Annotated in this window: 9 protein-coding genes and 1 pseudogene; 4 read left to right on the forward strand and 6 right to left on the reverse strand. The window is 69.7% G+C overall.

Translation table 11 applies throughout. From position 1 onward, the window contains the following. The first annotated feature begins 529 nt into the window (after positions 1-529). Together VM306_RS16600 and VM306_RS16605 are read left to right on the forward strand one after the other, a co-directional pair. The gene (locus VM306_RS16600; RefSeq protein ID WP_325515899.1) at positions 530-1,171 is read left to right on the forward strand and encodes a M20/M25/M40 family metallo-hydrolase; all 642 of its coding nucleotides are present in this window, start codon (positions 530-532) and stop codon (positions 1,169-1,171) included. A gap of 19 nt (positions 1,172-1,190) precedes the next feature. Beyond that, positions 1,191-2,075 carry a hypothetical protein gene (locus VM306_RS16605; RefSeq protein ID WP_325515891.1) on the forward strand — a complete coding sequence of 295 codons (885 nt, stop codon included), beginning with the start codon at positions 1,191-1,193 and terminating at the stop codon, positions 2,073-2,075. Here VM306_RS16605 and VM306_RS16610 read toward each other — a convergent pair. The 3 genes from VM306_RS16610 to VM306_RS16620 all read right to left on the reverse strand — a co-directional run bounded on the left by VM306_RS16610 (position 2,059) and on the right by VM306_RS16620 (position 11,840). After that, on the reverse strand, positions 2,059-3,657 hold the full coding sequence (locus VM306_RS16610) for an aldehyde dehydrogenase (RefSeq protein WP_325515892.1): 1,599 nt from the start codon (positions 3,655-3,657) through the stop codon (positions 2,059-2,061). The two genes, VM306_RS16605 and VM306_RS16610, sit on opposite strands and share 17 nt — an antisense overlap. Then, positions 3,654-10,919: an SDR family NAD(P)-dependent oxidoreductase gene (locus tag VM306_RS16615; RefSeq protein WP_325515893.1), complete on the reverse strand. Its 7,266-nt coding sequence runs from the start codon at positions 10,917-10,919 to the stop codon at positions 3,654-3,656. Before VM306_RS16615 ends, VM306_RS16610 begins: the two co-directional genes overlap by 4 nt. A gap of 315 nt (positions 10,920-11,234) precedes the next feature. Next, positions 11,235-11,840, reverse strand: coding sequence for a helix-turn-helix domain-containing protein (locus VM306_RS16620; protein WP_325515894.1), 606 nt, complete (start codon positions 11,838-11,840; stop codon positions 11,235-11,237). Positions 11,841-12,028: 188 nt separating this feature from the next. Here VM306_RS16620 and VM306_RS16625 point away from each other — a divergent pair, with 188 nt between their 5' ends. Then, positions 12,029-12,997 (forward strand): chlorophyllase, encoded by a 969-nt coding sequence (locus VM306_RS16625; protein ID WP_325515895.1) that lies wholly within the window; start codon positions 12,029-12,031, stop codon positions 12,995-12,997. Between the two features lie 389 nt (positions 12,998-13,386). Here VM306_RS16625 and VM306_RS16630 read toward each other — a convergent pair whose 3' ends face one another. The 3 genes from VM306_RS16630 to VM306_RS16640 all read right to left on the reverse strand — a co-directional run bounded on the left by VM306_RS16630 (position 13,387) and on the right by VM306_RS16640 (position 17,919). Next, positions 13,387-13,608, reverse strand: coding sequence for a hypothetical protein (locus VM306_RS16630; protein ID WP_325515896.1), 222 nt, complete (start codon positions 13,606-13,608; stop codon positions 13,387-13,389). Positions 13,609-13,986: 378 nt separating this feature from the next. Next, positions 13,987-15,372: a CHAT domain-containing protein gene (locus VM306_RS16635; protein ID WP_325515897.1), complete on the reverse strand. Its 1,386-nt coding sequence runs from the start codon at positions 15,370-15,372 to the stop codon at positions 13,987-13,989. Between the two features lie 63 nt (positions 15,373-15,435). After that, positions 15,436-17,919: a hypothetical protein gene (locus tag VM306_RS16640; RefSeq protein ID WP_325515898.1), complete on the reverse strand. Its 2,484-nt coding sequence runs from the start codon at positions 17,917-17,919 to the stop codon at positions 15,436-15,438. A gap of 410 nt (positions 17,920-18,329) precedes the next feature. On the opposite strand from VM306_RS16640, the pseudogene VM306_RS16645 reads away from it, so the two are divergent. Then, positions 18,330-18,788, forward strand: a pseudogene (locus VM306_RS16645) (hypothetical protein); the annotation flags it as partial.

The following is an 18,788-nucleotide window of genomic DNA, read 5'->3' on the forward strand; positions in this document are numbered from 1 at the left end:
GTCGCCGCCGGCCCGGACGCCGGCGGCGACCCGCCAGACTCGGGAAGCCGTGCGGTGAGCTGTATGAGCAGCAGCCGGGTGTGGGACAACGCGAATTCCAGCACCCCAAGCACCACCCGACCCACCGCTCGGACAACAACACAACATCCGCTCATGTCGATGACCGCGAGTTGTGTGGTGCAACGCGGTGGGCTATCGGGACGATGTGGGCGCACCGACAAGTACGGACTCGAGACCGAGCGGGTGGAGATCGACTGCGCGAGCCGCCTTCCCCTGTGCCGGGCGGCATGCTGCCGGCTGCGCTTCGCCCTGAGCCGGCAGGACGTCGAGGAGGGCGCCGTCCAGTGGGAGATCGCCTGGGTGGTTCGGGCAGTTCGAGTCGTGCTCGACAGGCTGGACCACTACCAGGTCCGTGGCTACCGGGTCTGGTGCCGGCACATCACACTGTCGATGACCGCCCTGGCTTTCCTGGTGATCACCCGCGAGATCACCAAAAGGGGGATCCCTACCCGGTGTCGATCGACCGCTGATCCGCCTCAACGGCACTCTCGCGAGTCATTTCGTCGTCAGCGAGGAAGATGGCGGGCTCGGAGCCTTCGGTACGTTGCGAAGAGGACATGTGGGCGGCGCCTGCGTCATCACCGAGCCGACGGCGGGCGCTCTGGTCACGGCCAACGCGGGGTCACTGACCTTCCGCATTCCGGTACCGGGCCTCGCCACTCATGGCAGCACGCGAGATGCCGGTGTGAGCGCGATCGACGCTTACGCTCCGATTGCTCGAGCTCTTGCGGCGCTGGAGGCTCGGCGCAACCGGTCACCTGACCCGCTGTTCGCCGAATACAAGACTGCCGACCCGTGGTTGAAGGACCACCCGGCGGTGGTGGCCTGGCCCGGTGGAGCGTTCGCAAGCGGTCGCCTGCATCAAGACCATCCCTTGCGGGATCTGGTCGGTGACGCGCATGCCGACACAACGCGCACACCTCGCCCGCTTGAACGCGGCGCACCGTACGGCAGCGACATGCGTCTGTACTCAGCTGCCGGAATCCCGTCGATAACCTACGGCCCCGGCGACGTCCGACTGGCGCACGGGGCGAATGAACGGGTGAGCGGGTCGGAGATCATCGCGGTCACCCGGACCCTCGTAGTGGCGGTGCTGCGCGCACTCAAGTGATCGGCATGAGGACTGCGATATGACCGCGAACCGGATTGACGCCGTGAGTTCCCTTCGGCTGCACTGCGGTGTCGCTTCCGCCGCACGTGAACGTCCTTCTTTCGAGTTATTTACGGCCAAGTCCTCCCTGAAACACGTGACACTAGGAATCATGGCGATCACTCGGCGCATGTTTGTCAGCGGCGCAATGGCGGCTCCTGTTCTCGCGCAGCTGCACGGAGCAGCATCCGCGAACGCGAGTCCGACAGCTGACGCGGCATTCACCCTGCTGGATGGACTGGGTGAGATGCGGTTGACTGAGGTTGCGCGCGAGCGGCTCGCGACGGAAAAGATCGAACTGCAAGCTTTGGCGCCGGCCACCGCCGTCGTGGGGGCTGATGGCACGACCGTGGTGGGCGTCAAGCTTCCACCTGAGTACAGCACAGGCACGATCAGCCCGGTGGGACAACCCGGAAAGGGATCCGGACGTGCGCTGGGCGGGGTGGTCTTGCGGAACTCGAAGGCACGGATGGAGATCGCCGGCATTCGGGGGTCGGTTCCCGACGGGCGGGTCTTCGCCTTCTTGAAGATCAACGACCAGTGGGTCGGTGAGCTGCCGTTGTACGCCGGCGACGTGAGTGCGATGAGGCTGTCCGTGCAGCCGGGGGCTCCGGGGCAGCCGACCGTGATCAAGGGCAGCGACATCCCGATCACCCCCACCCAGGAAGGCGTGGATGCCTTCACGAAGGTTTTCGGCGTTGCGTTGTTCACCGTGGCAGACGCGGTGTTCACCGCGTCGGGCGGTGGGCGCGCGTGGCCCGTACCGGCCTCCCTGCCTGCTGACCATCTCGAAAGGACGAACACCGGCGCGTGGGTTCTCCCGGCACGCCGGTGTTCGTCGTGCGGTCTCAGTTCATGCCGATGACGGCTTCCCAGGGGTGGATCCTGGTTGTGGCGATGGCGACGGCTTGGAGGCGGCTGGCACGGAGGAAGGGGTAGGCGGCCTCACCGTGAGAACCTCCGCTGCGCCCGGTGCCACCGAGCCCGGGTGTGTACGGGGCGTGGGCCATGTGGGAGTCGTTGACCTTGAGCACTCCCCCGTTGGTCACCGCGGTGGTGAATCGCTCGATCACCTCCTGGCTCTCCGCCCACAGGGAGTTGCGCAGACCGAACTTGTTGCCGTTGAGGAAGGCGATGCAGCGGTCGAGCAGGTCCGGACCGTCCTCCGGAACCACCACGGACAGCAGCGGGAAGAAGCACTCCTCACGTACGGCGGGGATGGTCTCGGCGAAGTCGAAGCCGTTGATGCGCAACACGGTCGGTTCGATGAACAGTCCTTGGGGATCGGGTTCGCCGTGCAGGTTGATCTGCGTGCCACCGCAGACCTTCGTGGCGCCCGCGCGCAGCGCTTCGTCGAGGCAGCGTCTGAAGGCCGTGGCGCGCAGAACGGGACTGAGCACGGTGTCGGAGTCTTCGGGGTCACCTGGGCGTAGCGCGGACGCCGCCTCCCGCAGCCGGGTGAGCAGCTGATCGGCGATGGCGGGATGGACAACGGCGTACTTCGGGCCGATGCAGGCTTGGCCTGAGGCGTAGAACGACTCGATCAGCGCCGCTGTGGCGTGCTCGAGGTCGGCGTCGTGCCACACCAGCAGGCCGTCGTTGCCGGACAGCTCGAGGATCGCCCGCTTGCCCCGCTCCACGCATTCGCGTTCCAGGGCCAGCCCGCGGTCGCTGGAACCGAAGTAGTAGATGGTGTTCACCAACGGGCTGTCCAGCCACTGCCGCATGGTGACGTCGAAGTCGGCGCACAACACGTTGACCGTTCCCGGCGGCGCTTCGTGTGCCTCCAACACCGGGATGATGATGTTGTGCAGCGCGTGGGCCAGCGAGCTGGCGCAGCTGCGCGGCACCCGGATGACCACGCTGTTGCCCGCCAGCAGCACCAACGACGCGATCAACCCGTACAGCGGGATGTTGGCAGGCGGGTCGATGCAGACCACACCGTCGGGCTGGCGTTGCAGCACGATCGTGTGGTGCGGCGTGATGATCTCCTGTCGGAGCAGGGAACGCGCCAGCTCCAGGCTTTCCGGGCGGACGAGGTGCAGCACCGCGTTGAGCTGAGCCTCGGCCAGCAGGCGCGGGCATCCCTCCATGCGCATCAGCCGCGCGAGTTCCTCGCGATGCTCCAAGAATCCTTCGTACAGGTCGCCGATGCACGCCAGGCGGTCGGTGAACGGCACCGACCGCAGCCGCGCCGCTGCCTCGGCTGCCGCTCGCAGCGCTGCCTGCCCCTGTTCGGGTGTGGACAACGCGACCGAGCAGAGGATGTGCGGGTGCGCGTGCAACTCCTCTTCGGTGCCCTCGCGGAGCAGGCGGAACAGCGACGTCGCATTGGCTCCGTCAGGGTTCAGGACGGCGCGCACGCTCATGCCGTACGCGCGTTCGTCGGTGTCGACGAATTCGCCGCCGATGTAGAGCGGGAAGTGCCGCACGGTCGTCTGGGTCACTGGTCGTCCTCGGTCTTGAAGTAGGTGGTCAGGGAACGGGCCAGGTCGTCGATGCCGCTGCTCGCGACGACCCGCATGATCGGGATCTCCCTGCCGAACCGGCGCCGCATCCTGGTGACCAGCTCGGCGCCCATCAGCGAGTCCACTCCCAGCTGGTCCAGCGGCCGGTTGCGGTCGATGCGTTCCGGTGCGACGCCCAGCACTTCGGCGAGCGACTTCACGATGTGTTCGGCGACGAGCTCGATCGCCTCGTCCACCGAGGCCTCCCGCAGCCGGACGAGCAGATCGTCGTCCTCACCGTCAGCGGCCTGCTCACCTCCTGTCAGCTCGCCGAGCCTGGGCGTGGTGAGGTGGGAGTAGAGGCGGCGCACGAACTGGCCGTCGTGGCTCCACACCAACGCCACGTCGGGACCGCCGACCAGTTCGTCCAGCGCTTGGCGCACGTGGTGCAGCGACAGCAGAGCCAAGCCCGCCCGCGTCACCGTCTTGGCCGTGGTCTCGTTTCGCGCGACGTAGCCGACATCAGCGAGGGCACCCCAGGCGATCGTCTGTCCGGCCAGTCCCCGGGTGCGGCGAGCGCGGGCCAGTGCTTCCAGGAAGAGGTTCCCGGCGCAGTAGGCGGCCTGACCCGAGTTGCCCACCACGGCCGCCCCCGAGGAGAACATGAGGAAGAGGTCGAGGTCGTGGCGACTGGTGACACGGTCGAGGACCATCGCGCCGGCCATCTTCGGCGCGAGCACGGCGCGGAACCGCTCCGGCGTCAGGTCCGTGATCATCGCGTCGTCGAGCACCATCGCCGCATGTACGACGCCGCGCAACGGGGCGCCACCGCCATCGATGGAGGCGATGACAGCGCGCATCGCGGACTCGTCGGTCACGTCGGCGGCGTACACGGACACCGTCACGTCCCGCGCGGTCAGCTGGGCGATGAGATCTTCGGCTTCCGGTACGGCCATTCCCCGCCGGTTCACCAGTGCGAGGTGTGCGGCCCCGCGATCCACGAGCCACCGCGCCGTCTCGGCGCCGAACCCACCCGCGCCGCCCGTGACCAGGTAGGTGCCGGACGGGTCGGGCACGAAGCCGCTCGGCTGGGCAGCCCGCTCGACCGGCGGTCGCCGGTCGAAGGTGACGACCAGCTTGCCGATGTGCCGGGAGTGCTGGAGAGACCGGAACGCCTCGACGGCCTGGGCGGCCGGGAATGCCCGGTACGGGATCGGGTGGACAGCTCCCGCCTGGACGTGGTCGATGATTTTGTCGTGCTCGCTGGCGATCTCTTGCAGCCGCTGACTTCCCAGCTGATCGACGTCCACGACGAAGTAGCTGATGTTGTTGCGCAACGGGAACAACGAGACGTTGCGGTCGCTGTAGAGGTCGCGCTTGCCGAGTTCGACGAACCGGCCGCCGAACCGCAGCAGCTCCAAACTGCGTCCGATGAACTCCCCTCCCAACGAGTTGAGCACGACGTCGACGCCCTGCCCGTCGGTGACGGCGAGCACGTCGGCGACGAAGCTGAGACTGCGCGAGTCGAAGACGTGCTCCACGCCGAGCAGCTTGAGGAAGTCGCGCTTCTCCTCGGTGCCCGCGGTGGCGATCACCGTGGCACCCGCGTAGCGGGCGCACTGGAAGGCTGCCAGCCCGACGCCACCGGCAGCGCCGTGCACCAGGACCGTCTCGCCCTTGGCGAGTTTGGCCTGGTGCACCAGCCCGTAGCTCGCGCTGATCAACGCGACGGGCATGGTCGCCGCCGAGACCAGGTCGATCCCGTCGGGCACCGGTCCCACCAGGTTCTCGTCGGCCAGCACGTGCGAGGCGAAGGAACCGGCGACGGACCCGAAGACCCGGTCACCCGGCCGGTACCGGGTCACGCCGGGGCCGACCGCCGTGACCACTCCCGCACATTCACCGCCGAGGTGTGTGCCGGTCATACCAGCCTCTACCACCCACCCTGGCAGCAGTCCGACCGCAAGCAACGCGTCGCGGTAGTTGATGCCCGTCGCGTGGACCTCGACAGCAACCTGGCCTGGGCCGGGTTGCGGCATCTCCGCGGCCACCCACGCCAGCTCGTAGGAGGGCCCCGCATCGCGGGCGATGAGCCGGTACGGGGTGGCGGGGTCGTCGGCAGGTGGTGACGGCATGTCGCGCAGACGCGGCACGAACCGGCCCGACGCGGTGAGCACCACCTCGTCCTCGTCCGCGGGATCGAGGAGCTCGCGTGCGACTCGGTCGACCGGGACGCCGTGTCCGACCGAGACACGCCGGATGTCGATCAGGCTGTGTTCGGCGGCCACGGTGCGCGTGGCGCCCCAGAAGGCGGCATCGGCCGGATCCGTCGCCCCTTCGGGCGCCGGGTTGAGCCCGGTGGGGCGGCTGACCAGCCACAGCCGCGTCACCGCGCCCGCGGGGAGTTCGGCCGACCTGACCGCGAGCGCGCGCACGAGCTCGAACCGCCGGGTGGTCGCCTCGACGGCCGCCATCGGATCCCACTCGGCCCCGGCGAGCACGAGCACCACGTCGGTCTCGGAGGCGGTGAACCAGTCAGCCGGATCGGTGCCGGCGGTCGTCCGCACCGCGCCGGCACCCAGCTCCGTGAGCCTCGTCGTGAGCGCGGTGGCCAGATCGTCGCCGGTGTCGTCCTCGGCGACGACCACGACACGGCTGGTCGCCGCGGTGCCCGTCGCCTCCGGCAAGGCAACGGTGCGCGACACCCTGCTCGCCGTTGTGAGCGAGCACAGTTCCCCTTCGAAGACCGTTCGCACTGCACGGAAACCGTTGCCTGGCAGCAGGTCGCGCCACTGCTGGGCGGACAGCACCGGCGAGGTGGGCCGCAAGTCGAGGTCGGTCATCGACCAGAACTCCGGTACCAGGCCGAACGGCAGGGCGAGCAGCAGTGGATCGTGGGCCTCGACGAACAGCAGACGCCCGTTGTCGGTGAGCATCTCCGACACCGCGCGCAGCGCCGCACGCACGTCCTTGGCTGTGCGGAGGGCGTTTCCGGCGACCACGACGTCGAAGCCACCGGCCTCGATGTCGGGCTGGTCGAGGTCCAGCGTCCGGTACTCGACGAAGTCGTACCGTCCGAAGCGTGCCTCGGCCGAGGCGAGGAAGGGCTGCGAGACGTCCGTGAACACGTACCGCGTGCGGTCGCGCGGCAGGACGGGCAGCAACGCCGCGGTCAGCGCACCGGTGCCGCCACCCACCTCCAGAATCCTCAGTGGACGGTCCGCGGGCCATGCCTCGGCCAATGCTTGCATCACCTCCGCCGCGGCGTGGTTGCCGGACCGCAGCGTGGGAGACAGGTCGTAGTAGTGGGTGAGGGTGTCACTGCCGTGCGCGGGAAGGAGGATTTCCAGCGCGTCGCGTTCACCGCGCAGCAGCGCGGCGAGGTGCATACCGCACCGACCGAACAAGGTCAGGTCCGGGACGTGCTCGGGGAAGTCCGCGACCAGGCCCGCGAACACGGGTTCGGCGACGCCGGGACGGATCCGCCAGCGGGTGCGTCCCTGGAACTCGCCGAACCACTCCAGGTGGTCGTGGTCGGCGGCCAGTCCGGTCAGCAGGTCGAGCAGGCGGCCGAACTCCGGGCGCACCCCGGCGGCCAGCAGGTCGTCGGTGAAGAACACCTCCGCTCCGTCGAGGATGGTGGTGAACGCGCGCACCGTGAAGGCGGCGGCCGCCGCGAGCCGCCGTCGCCTCAGCTCCGCGTAGCCGGTGACCGGCCGCGCCTCGACCCGCGTGGACGGACAGGGCACCTCCGTGGTGGGTGGCAGGCCGCGCGGGGCGGCGCGCAGCTCGGTGTGCTGGCGCCGGACCACGCGTCGGCTGGGCACCTTGACCCTCAGGAACCGGCAGTCGAGCAGCTCCAGCTGGACGGTGCCCGCATCGTCGGTGAGCGTGATGTCGGCGGAGGCCCAGGACTCCGAGAGCGTGCGGCAGCGGAAGTGCACAGCGCCGGTCTTGGTCGGCGTGTTCCACAACCGGGCGGAGCCGACCGCCACGGGCATGTAGGAGTCCTCGTCGGCGACGTGGCCACGACGGATCCGGCCGAGTTGGATCGCGGCCTGCGGGGCGACGTCGGTCCACGCCGGGTGCGCGTGGAATCCGGTGAAGTCCAGGTGGCCGCAGTCGTAGTCGGCCAGGATCTCCGTGCCGTCCACCCACAGGTCCGAGATGACCAGGAACTCGGGCCCGTAGCCGAGGCCGATCCGCTCGCCGTCGGCGTACAGGGTTCCCCGGTCCACGTGCTCGCCTCTCCCGGCGAACCGTGCGCGCAGTCCGGCCAGATCCAGCGGCGGTGGGGCCGGGGCCACCCGGCGGCGTACGCGCCCTCGTGCGTGGGTCACCCACATCTGCCCCTCGGTCGAGCACGTGGCGACCCGAAAGACCCCGTCCTCTTCGGACAGTGAAACCTGCATGCGCGGCAACACGGACTCGTCGTCAGGAGCCACCATCGGCTTGGTGATGTGCAGCTCCCTCACCTCCGCCGGTCCGTCGAACACGAGTTGCCCGGCCGCCCAGGCCATCTCCAGGTAGCCGGCCGCCGGCATGATCGGCGTCCCCGCCGCCCGGTGGCCGGTCAGCCACGGCCACCGCGCCGGGTCCACGGTGGTCTGCCACGTCGGGTCGGAGACGGTGACCCGGTCGCCGAGCAGCACGTGGTCGGGCGGCGCACCGGTACCACCCCAGGTGTGCTGACCGCCCAGCCAGAACCGCTCGCGCTGCCACGGGTGAGCGGGCAACGGCACAACCCGGCCTCGGCGTGGGAAGAACCGTTCGGGGGCGATCGCCACGCCCGCCGCCAGCGCGGACTCCACCGTCGCCAGCAGCGCGGCCGCTCCGGGCTCGTCCCGGGTGAGCGTCGGCAGCACGGCGAGCACGCCGTCCTTCGCGGCTCGCTTCAGGTACGTCCGCAGCACTGGTTTCGGACCGATCTCGATGATCGTGTCGAAACCGGCGGCGACCAGGTGATCGGTGGCCGCACCGAAACGGACGGGCTCGCGAACGTTGCGCCACCAGTACTCCGCGTCCAGCCGCTCCCCCGCCAGGGGCTCGCCGGTGACCGTGGAGACGAAACCGACCGTGGCGGGTTTCGGTGCCAGGCCGGCCAGGCCCGCCAGCAGCGAGGCACGCAACGGCTCCATCGCCGTGCTGTGGAACGGGTAGTCCAGTTCGAGCATGCGGCAGAAGACCTCGCGCTCCGCCAGCCGGTCGGCGAGGTCGTGCAGATCGGCCCTCGGCCCGGCGACCGTGACATCGTTCGCGCTGTTGATCCCCGCGATCTCCACGCGCCCGTCGTAGTGTGCGAGCAGCGCCTCGGCTTCCTCCCGCCCGAGGCTGACCGCGGCCATGGTGCCGGTGCCCGCGGTGGTCGCCTGGGCCTGACTACGCGCCACCACCAGCGCCACCGCCTGGTCCAGGTCGTAGATCCCGGCGGCGAAAGCAGCGGCGACCTCACCCACGCTGTGGCCGTACACGGCTTCCGGACATAGGCCGTGTTCCGCGAGCACCGCCACGATGCCGGCCTGCACCGCGAACAGAACGGGCTGGATCACACCGGTGTCGTGGAACCGCGGCTCGGCTGACCGCAGTTCGTCGGCGACCGTCCAGCCGACGAGCGGCGCCAGCACGGCGTCGATCCGGGCGAGCGTGCCGGCGAACACCGGGTCGGTGTCGATGAGATCAGCCGCCATGCCGGGCCACTGCGCGCCATGACCGGAGAAGGCGAAGGCGACGCGGCCCCGCTCAGTCGCCTGCTGCGGAGGGATCTGCCTCGCCAGCCGACGACGCGCCTCGTCCGCGCTGGCGGCGAGCACGACGCGGCGATATGCGTGCTTTCCCCGTCGCTGGGACGAGGTGTAAGCGAGGTCGGCGAAGTCCGGACAGTCCGCCAGACGATGGTCCATGCGGGACACCGCGTCGGCAAGGGCCGCCTCGCTGTGCGCCGAGACGACGATCGGCACCTCGGTCTCCACGCGCAGCGCGGGCTGAGCCGCGGGTGGCTCCTCCAGGACGACGTGCACGTTCGCACCGCCGAAGCCGAACGAGTTCACACCGACCAAACGGCCCGTTGCCGGCCGCGACCGGTCCACCGGTGTCAGCGCCAGGCCTTCGAAGTCGATCTCCGTGCTGCGCGGGCTCGCGTTCGGGGTCGTGGGGATCTCCCCGTGGCGCAGCACGAGAATCGCCTTGCACAGCCCTGCCATGCCCGACGCCGGCTCGAGATGTCCCAGATTGGCCTTGATCGAGCCGATCGGGAGCGGTGCGCCGGTCCGGCGGACGCCGAGGGCGTTTCCGATCGCCCGGCACTCGACCGGATCGCCGATCGGAGTCCCGGTGCCATGCGCCTCCAGGTAGGCCAGGTCGTCCGGATCGAGGCCGAACCGGTCGTAGACCTGGCGCAGCAACGCTTCCTGCGCCTCGCCGCTGGGCAGCACCAATCCGCTGGTGTGACCGTCGCTGTTCGTCCCGGACCCCGCGATCACGGCGTGGACGCGGTCCCCGTCGGCAACCGCGTCGGCCAGGCGCTTGAGGACCAGTACGCCACCACCCTCGGCGCGGACGTACCCGTCGGAATCGGCTGAGAACGGGCGGCATCGCCCAGTCGGCGAAAGAAATCCCGCTTTGGCGAACCCGACATAGGTGATGGGGTTGAGCAGCAGGTTGACCCCTGCGGCGAAAGCGACCCTCCCGCCGCCGTGCCGGAGGTGCTCGCAGGCCAGATGAACCGCGTTCAGCGACGAGGCGCACGCCGTGTCCACCTTCAGGCTGGGTCCATGTACGTCGAGCTGGTAGGACAGCCGGTTCGCCGTGTTGGACAGCGCGGCTCCGGAGTTCGTGTATGGACCGACCGCGGACGGCATGAGCATTTGCTGTCCGCCGTAATCCAGCGCGGACACACCGACGAACACGGCGGCATCCGTACCGGCCAGCGCCCCCGGGTCGATCCCGGCGTCGTCGAGCGCCTCGATGCCCAATTCCAGCAACAGCCGCTGTTGTGGATCAATGCACACCGCCTCACGCGGACTGATTCCGAAGAAGTCCGCGTCGAACCCGGTGATGTCGTCGAGATAACCACCCGCGAACGTGTAGGACTTGCCCGGCCGCATCTGGTTGGAGTCCCAGTACCGCTCGACGTCGAACCGGTTCGGCGGCGGCGCCCCGACCGCCTCACGCTCTGCTGACAGCAGCGACCACAGTCCCTCTAGATCACCGACTCCACCGGGAAAACGACATGCCACACCCACAATTGCGATCTTGTCCAGCACGCTGGAATCATTTCGGACCGAGAGTGCCGAATCCATGCCAGCTCAGGCACTCACCCGGAAGAACAACCCATCAGGTGACAGCCCGCCGCCGATGCTTCAAGCGTCCGCAGAGGAAATCAGACTTCGGCGAAGCGCCCGACCAGGTCTGCGCCGCCAGGCTCGCCAGCGACGACGAGCAACGACTCACCGTCGCTCACCGCCCGGTTCGGCATGACCCCGTCCGACCGCCAGTCCGTCGAAGCCGATGTCCAACCGATCTTGGAACATCTTGCCCTGTGAGCAAAACCGATCCGCCGGCTCATTTCCACCTGATGGCTAAGGGTCCAGCTTGAGTGAGCCGTGGCCGGCGTTGGTGCTGTCGGCGATGGCGCGGATCAGGTGCAGCAGGTCGTTGTGGAGTTCGTCGGTCATGCGGTCCTCGGCGACACCGCGGAGGAACACGTGGTTGACGCCCCTGATCGCGGCTCGGCCTGCGGCTCCGAACAGGTCGTCGCGATCGGCTCCGTCGAAGGGGAAGCCGGTTCCGGGGGTCCGCTGTGAGACCTCGGCCTCCGCCATGGCGACCACGCCGGGGTTGGCCAGGGCCATGGCGCGGGTGAGTGCGGCTTCCTCCTGGTCGACTTTGTCGCGCAGGTCGTGCCACCACCTGTCCATCAGATCGATGAACTCCAGGGTGGGATCCTCTTGGTGCAGCGCGATGATCCGCTGCTCGATGGCCGCCGGCCATTCGGTGATGAAGTCGAGCTTCGACGGGAAGTAGCCCGTCACGGTCCGCGGCGCGACTTCGGCCGCCTCGGCGATGTCGGCGATCGTGGTCCGTTCGTACCCGTGTTCGGTGAACAGACGCAGGGCCGTGTGCAGGATCAGCCGCCGTCGTCGCGCTTTGGACCGTTCCCGAAGCCCTGGACCGTCACTCGTCACCGTCGCACTCTCCCGCACTCCGTTGATCACCGCCTGAGCGCGCCTCAGCATACATGCATCCCATGGCTAAAATGCCTTCTTGTGCAAACTTGCCATCCATGGCAATCTTTGCCCGGCGGTCGAAGTCGATCACCCACCAAGTTCGTCAAGCAACTGATTCACGGACGAACGACCTGAGAGGAACAACCATGAGCGTGTCCTACGCGGACGCCGCCGGCTTCCCGGTCAGCGACCCCACCCCCATCGTCAGCTACAGCCCCGTCACGCTCGAGGTGCCGGACAGGCCCGTGCCGCTGGAGATCAAGATCTCGGCGCCCGTGACCGGGACCGACCTGCCGGTGATACTGCTCTCGCACGGGCACGGCATGACCAACTTCCTCTCCTCGCTGCGCGGCTACGGCCCCGTCGCGGATTTCTGGGCCGCTCACGGGTTCGTCGTCGTCCAGCCGACGCACCTGGACTCCACGGTGCTCGGGCTGCGCGACCAGGACCTGCCCGACGCACCGCTGTTCTGGCGTGACCGCGCCGTCGACATGCGCACCATCCTCGATCACCTGGAGGAGGTCCTCGCCGCGGTTCCTGGGCTGCCGGGCCGTGTCGACACCGAGAAGGTGGCCGCGGTCGGGCACTCGGCCGGCGGCCACACGGTCTCGCTGCTGCTGGGCTCGCAGGTGACCGACCCGAACGACCCCCGGGAGAAGGACCTCTCCGATCCCCGGATCAAGGCCGGCGTCGTGATCGGGGGACCGGGCATCGCCGACGAGCACTTCTCGCCGTGGGCCGCCGAGCACTACCCGATGATGAAGTACATCGACTTCGGGCAGATGGCCGGCGCCGCGCTCGTCATCGCCGGCGACGAGGACCTGAACCCCCACTTCTCCTCCCGGCTCAGCTACCGCTGGGACGCCTACACCCACAGCCCCGGCGGGAACAAGACGCTGCTCACCTTCCTGGGCGCACAGCACCTGTTCGGCGGAATCTCCGGCTACGACGCCGCAGAGACCTCCGACGAGAACCCCGAACGGGTTGCCGCGCTGCGGGCGCTGGTGTGGGCCTACCTGCGTTCCCAGTTGTTCCCCGGCGACACGTCCTGGGACATCGCCGTGAAAGCGCTGGAAACCCGGAAGACGCCCTTGGCGAAGGTCGAAACCAAGTAGCCCGCGACATGCGGCTCCTCGTCGCTCACCGAAACGACGCGTGAGCCGCGCTCGCCACCGCAAACGGCCTCGCAGCGCTGTTCGACACCGCATCCCCACATGTCGATCGTCCGAACCACCTCAGGAAGAACCCATGAAAATCGCGATCCTCGGCACGGGCAAGGTCGGCTCGGCACTGGGGACACGACTGGCATCCTGAGCACCGCGTCCTGCTCGTCGGTCTTGTCGAAGGTCAGGTCTTCCGCGCGCCGCGACCACGAGCTGATCATGGGCTGGACGCACACGAACGGCATGCCGCGATCGGCGGCGAGTTGCCCGAGGATCCGCCACCGGTGTCCGGTCGGCTCGCACGCCGCCGTCACCCCGGCGAACCCCGCCGCCGAGGCACGCTACGCGGCCCAGTCCAGCGCGGCCCCGAGGTTCCAAGCACGGCAGCGAAAGGTCTTGCGCGCCAATACTTTCGAGTCGTGGTCGGTTATGACCACCAGCTGTTTCGCGTCGGCCAAGTCGATCCCGACGATCGCGTTGCCGACCAGCACCTGGGCGCGCAGGCGGGTCAGACGGGCGTTGCGGTTGCTATCACCCCTGGACACGCCGCTACCGTTGCGCATGAACGTCCTCCTCCTGCGATGGGACACCAAGCCCGACAGCGCATCAGGAGGACGTTCCCGCGTCTAGACCAACGCACAGAACATCTGTCTATGCCGCAGGTCGCTCGCTCATGCCGATGAGCGGCAGTTCGCGCGTTGTCTGAGCGTTGAGCGACTTCAGTTCGATCTAGCGTTGTCGAGGTCCGACCGGACGATCTCGTTGTGGGGTGGTCGGAGCCCAGCACCCGCTCAGAGTGATGCGGTGGTGGCTTCGTGGAGCGGGATCACCGAGCTCAGATCACCCACCGACGATTGAGGTAGGCCAAGTTGTTCTGTGAGCCAGCTGTGAAACGCCCGCGCTGCCCGATACCGCTCGCCTCGCGCAAGTGGGAGTGGCGGTCATGAGCCGACGTGCACGTACCCGGCCCACTGCGACACCGCGAGCGGGAATTCGGCGCGCAGTTCCCGCAACACATGATGCAGGGCCTCTGCGGGTGGTGTGCCGGCGTGTACGTGGCGGTGGAAGGCAGCGGCGACGCGGGCCGCGACAACGTCCTGGATCGGCCACAGCGCACCGATGACGTGCCGGAAGCCGGCGAGCTGGAACGCCGATGCGAGCGTGATCACCTCGTCCGGCGTGGTGTGGGCGGCGCGGGCAGTGGAGCATGCCGACAGGTAGGCCAGTTCAGCTTGCTCCAGGCGCAGCGCGCCGATGTCCGCGACGGTCAGCGCGCCGTCGGCGAGCAGCAGGTGGCCAGCGGACGGGACAAGCGGGTCGCTGTGCGCGTGACAGGCGAAGTGAGCCCACGTCGCGTTTGGCAGCGCAGCCAGCACGGCGGCCCGGGTCGCGGCGGGACCGCGCAGTGGTTCGGCGGCGTCGAGGAGCGCGGCGAGGTCGGTCGCCTCGGCGTCGGTCGCGGGCAGGTCGGCGTGGTCGGGGGTGGCGGGCATGGCGACGGCGAGGAGGTCGCGCCGCGTCGTCGGCGGGCGGGACCGGGTATGGCTCAAGGTGCGGGCGGTGGGTGTGTAGGACGACACCACATGGTCGAGCACGGCCTCGCCGGGCACGTCGTGCCGACCTGCGGCGTGCAGCGGGAGGTTGGTGAGCGCGCCGGTCGGGCACCACCACACACGGGGCCACGCGCCACGGGGCGGGCGGGTATGGCCGAGGGCTTTGAGGACCGGGCGGGCGACGGTTTTCCACAGCCACGACAAGGTTTCACGTACGACTGCCTGTGCGTCGAAGCGAGCGACCAGGTCGCCGCCCTCGAGCGCGTCGAGCGCCGCGAGGTAGGCGCCGGTCCGGTCCTGCACCTCGTCGAAGGTGAGGTGTCGCAACTTCTTGGCGTGCACGCCTTCCGGCGTGATCAGCAGGGCGTCGCAGCGCCACAGGCTGACGTTCACCAGCACGACTGCGCCGTCGGTGACGCGGAGGTCGAGCGCGCTCGGCGGGTACAGGAACGCCTGCAGGCCGGGGATCGCGCGGATCCGGTCCAGCACGTCCTGCCACTGCTGCGACAGCGCCCGCCGGTCGTCGGTCGACTGGGACTCGTCGGCCAGCTCTTCCAGTACCGCGTCCCACTCGGCCGCAAGGTGCGGAGCGCGGTCGCGCAGCGCGAGCGAGCCCGCGCGGGCGTCGAGTTCGTCGACGAGAAGCACACCGCGTGCCTGCTCCAGCAACTCGACGGCCCGGGCAGGGTCGCCGGTCGTGATCGCGGCGGCTGCTGCGTCGGCGTGGACGTGACGGAGGTCGGCGAGCCGAAATTCTCGGTCGGCGCGGCGCACATGCCGGGGTGCGACTTGGGCGATCAGGTCTACCCCGCCGGCGAAGGCCTCCAGCGCGGTGTCTCACCGACCGAGGAGCGCGGCCGTCGCGCCCCACACCCGGTGGGCGCGGATGCGGACGGCCGGCGGGGCGTTGAGCACGGCCGCGCTCTCCTCAGCCACGCGAGCGGCGTCCGACAACAGTCTCCCGCGCCTGAGACTCCAGCGCCTGGTCTCACCGGCGAGGGCTTGCAGCGCGACCGCGAGGGTGAGCAGCCGGGCACCTCGGACGCCAAGACCGGCGGGGGTCAGGGCGATGGCTTCGCGGGCGGCGGCGACGGCGGCCTCCACGTCGGCCCGCGCCCGCGCGCCAATGTGGCGCCGCATCAGCGCGTTGGACAGGTTGTTGAGTGCGAGGGGGCGCGCCGGGTCGTGCGGTGCGACCCGCTCGGCATCGCGTTCGGCGAGCCGGACCCGTTCGCTAAGCATGTCGTCCTCCACCGTGTGCTCGGACAGCAAGGACATCAGCACGCCCATCTGCTGTCCGAGCCGGGCGTGCAGGTCATCGGTCGTCGGGACGACCTCCTGGTGGCGTTCGATCAGCGAAAGCCCGCGGCGCAGGTCGTCGACGTCGCGGGTCCGCAGGTAGCGGTCGGCGAGGGCACCCGCGAGATTGATCGTGGCCGAGGCCCGGTGCCGGGCGGCGGGCTGTGCCTCCATCGCACGCGTCCCGAGGGCGACTGCCTCGTCGAGGCTCTGGAGGTCGGGCGACAGTTCTGCGCGTCGACGCAATGCCAACGCGAGCAGGTCCAGGATCTCCGGTCGCTCCTCTTCGGCGAGCGCGCCGCGAGCGGTACCGATCGCGGTGTCCAGCGAGGTAGGCACGCCGGTCGCGTCGTAGTGCCAGTAGTGGGCCCAGGCCGCACGTGACAGAACCGTCCTCCGGTTCCGATGCCCTGACGGGCAGGTGGCGACCGCCTCGGCAGCGAGCCTGGCACCTTCGTCGACCTGCCCGCCCTCGGCGCTGAGCAAGGCCAGCAGGGCGACGCGTTCAGCCTGCGCGCCTGTCGGCACGCGGTTGGCGGTCGTGCCGCGCCGGGCCAAGGTGAGCGCGTCGGCGAGCACCTCGGGTCTGCGCTCGAGGTCGTGCAGCTTGCGCAGCAGCATGGCGGCGTTGTGCGCGATGCGGGCCTCATCCTCGGGATCGTCCGGATCGGCGAGGTGGACCCGATTCAGGGCGATCGCCTCCACGAGAGCGGCGCGGTCGCCGACCAGGTCGTAGCGGTGCCCGAGGAGGGTCGCCCGGTCTTTCCAGTCCGGCTCGGCGGCGAGGGCGGCGTCGACGTCCGCGACATCGTGGCTCGACGTGGCGAGGTCCACGAGGTAGCCGACGCGGGTCGCCCGCAGGCGCGGGTCGGCACCTTTTTGGGCGGCGAGCGCGGCTTCGCGGCTGTCCCGGTCACCGGTGTGCTTCCAACGACGCCACAGCGCCTCGGCGTAGATTCCCGTGCGAACCGGGTGGTCGGGGTGGGTCGGCGGGATCAGCGCGAGGGCGCGGCCCAGGACGGTCACCGTCTCGGTCAGGGCGGCGGGATCGGTCGAGGCCAGCTGGAACAGGGCGATGCCGTGCAGGTACAGCAGTTCCTGCGGGCCGGAGTCGAGAAACGGGCGCAACAGGTCGGTGATCTCGACGAGCGGAGCCGGGTCGTCGGTCAACCCGGCGGTGGCGTGCAGGGTGCTCGCCAGCGCGACGAGCTGGTCGGGTCCGTTCCGGCGGGCCACGGCGTCGCGGCCCAACCCGACGGCTTCCCGCGCCAGCGCGCGGTCCCCGGTGCGCTCGGCGGACACCGCGAGCGCTGTCGCTGCGACTCCCAGGGCTTCGGCGTCATCGGTCGGCGTCTGCCGGCCGTGCTCGACCGCGCGGTCGAGCACGGCCTGGTCGCCTGTACGGGTGTGCTCCAGAAGCAGCGCGCGGACCAGTTCGGCACGAGCCAGCGGCGTGGCGCCGGTGGGCTCCGCGTCGAGGACGCGCTGCGCGACCACCTGAGCGAATGTCAACGTGTTGGCTTCGCCGGTGTGCCAGGACAGCAGGCGTGCGGCGCGGGCGAGCACTACCCCGCACTCGGCGGCGAACGGGTCGGCGGGATCGTTGGACGTCGGGGCGAGGACGTCGATGGCGACGAGGAACGCGGTCGGGTTGCCGAGCAGCACGCCGACTCGCACCAACGCGGACCCGAGGTCACGGCGCCGCTGGCCCTCCGTGGTCGTGGCCTCGGCCTCCCAGATCGGCGGCGCGAGGTCGGGGCGGTGCAGGAAGACCGGCGCGAGCAGGGTTTCGGCGAGGGTGTGCGAGGCGGTCGCCTCCGGTTCTTCCTGCCACATCGAACGCGCCAGGTGCAGGCTGCCGACCACATGCAGCACGTCGAAGTCGAACTTGCCGGGCGGGGACAGGAACGCCAACAACGCCTCCCGCGCCGCCTCCGCGTCCGGGGCGAGCACTGCATCCGCGTCGCCGTCGTCGGCGCGCGCGATCCGGCTGAGAACATCCTGGATCAGCTCGTCCCGCACCCACCCACCTCGATCTCCGTGTATTCCTGACAGGCCGAAGAATCCCCGACGAAGAGGAGCAACGTCGTGCCGCACGCCGACGAACACCTCGCCGCCTTCTGTACCACCTTGCCCGAACTGCGCGCCGCTGTGACGCGCCAAGGGTTGGGGCGGGTGCTGAACGATGTGCTGACGAGGGTGCGCGCGGGTCACCCGATACAGGACGAGTTACCGCGTCTGGGCATCCCCGCAAACGCGCTGCGCGGCAACGTCCTGAGGCTGCCTGGGACGCCGCCTGGGCGGCCGTTCGGTGAGGTGTACGTGTGCCCGTCGTCGGACACGTGCGGGCGGGAGGTGCCCCGGGAGCCCGGCGGTCCGATACCGGCGGAGCGGTGCTGGTTGCGCGACGAGCCGCTGAGGCGGCAACAGGCGTGAACGCGTTCTTCGGTGAGCTGGGCAAGCGAGTGGCAGAGCGGTGGGTGTCGCTGCTCGTGCTGCCCGGCGTGCTGTTCCTAGTCACCGCGGCGGTGGGCGCGCTGCTGGGCCACGCGCACGCGCTCGACGTGACGCGGCTGGTCGCCCAGGCGGACAAAGTCACCCGCGACCTCGGCACCCGGCCGCCTGCGGCCCAACTCCTCGCGCTGGCCGCCGTGCTGCTGGGATCGGTGGCGGCAGGGCTCGTAGTCCGGGCGCTGTGCCCGGTGACGTGGCGCTGCTTCCTCGGCACGCGCCCGCGTTGGGCCGCACGGCGCCGGCATCGGCGATGGGCACGGGCGCACGAACGCGGTGACGCGGCGAAGCGCAACCGGATCGCGCTCGCCGCGCCGACCCGAGCGACGTGGACCGGCGACCGGCTGGCGGCCGTCGAGGACCGGCTGCACCACCAGTAC

Source organism: Lentzea sp., from assembly GCF_035525475.1.
Lineage (GTDB): Bacteria > Actinomycetota > Actinomycetes > Mycobacteriales > Pseudonocardiaceae > Lentzea.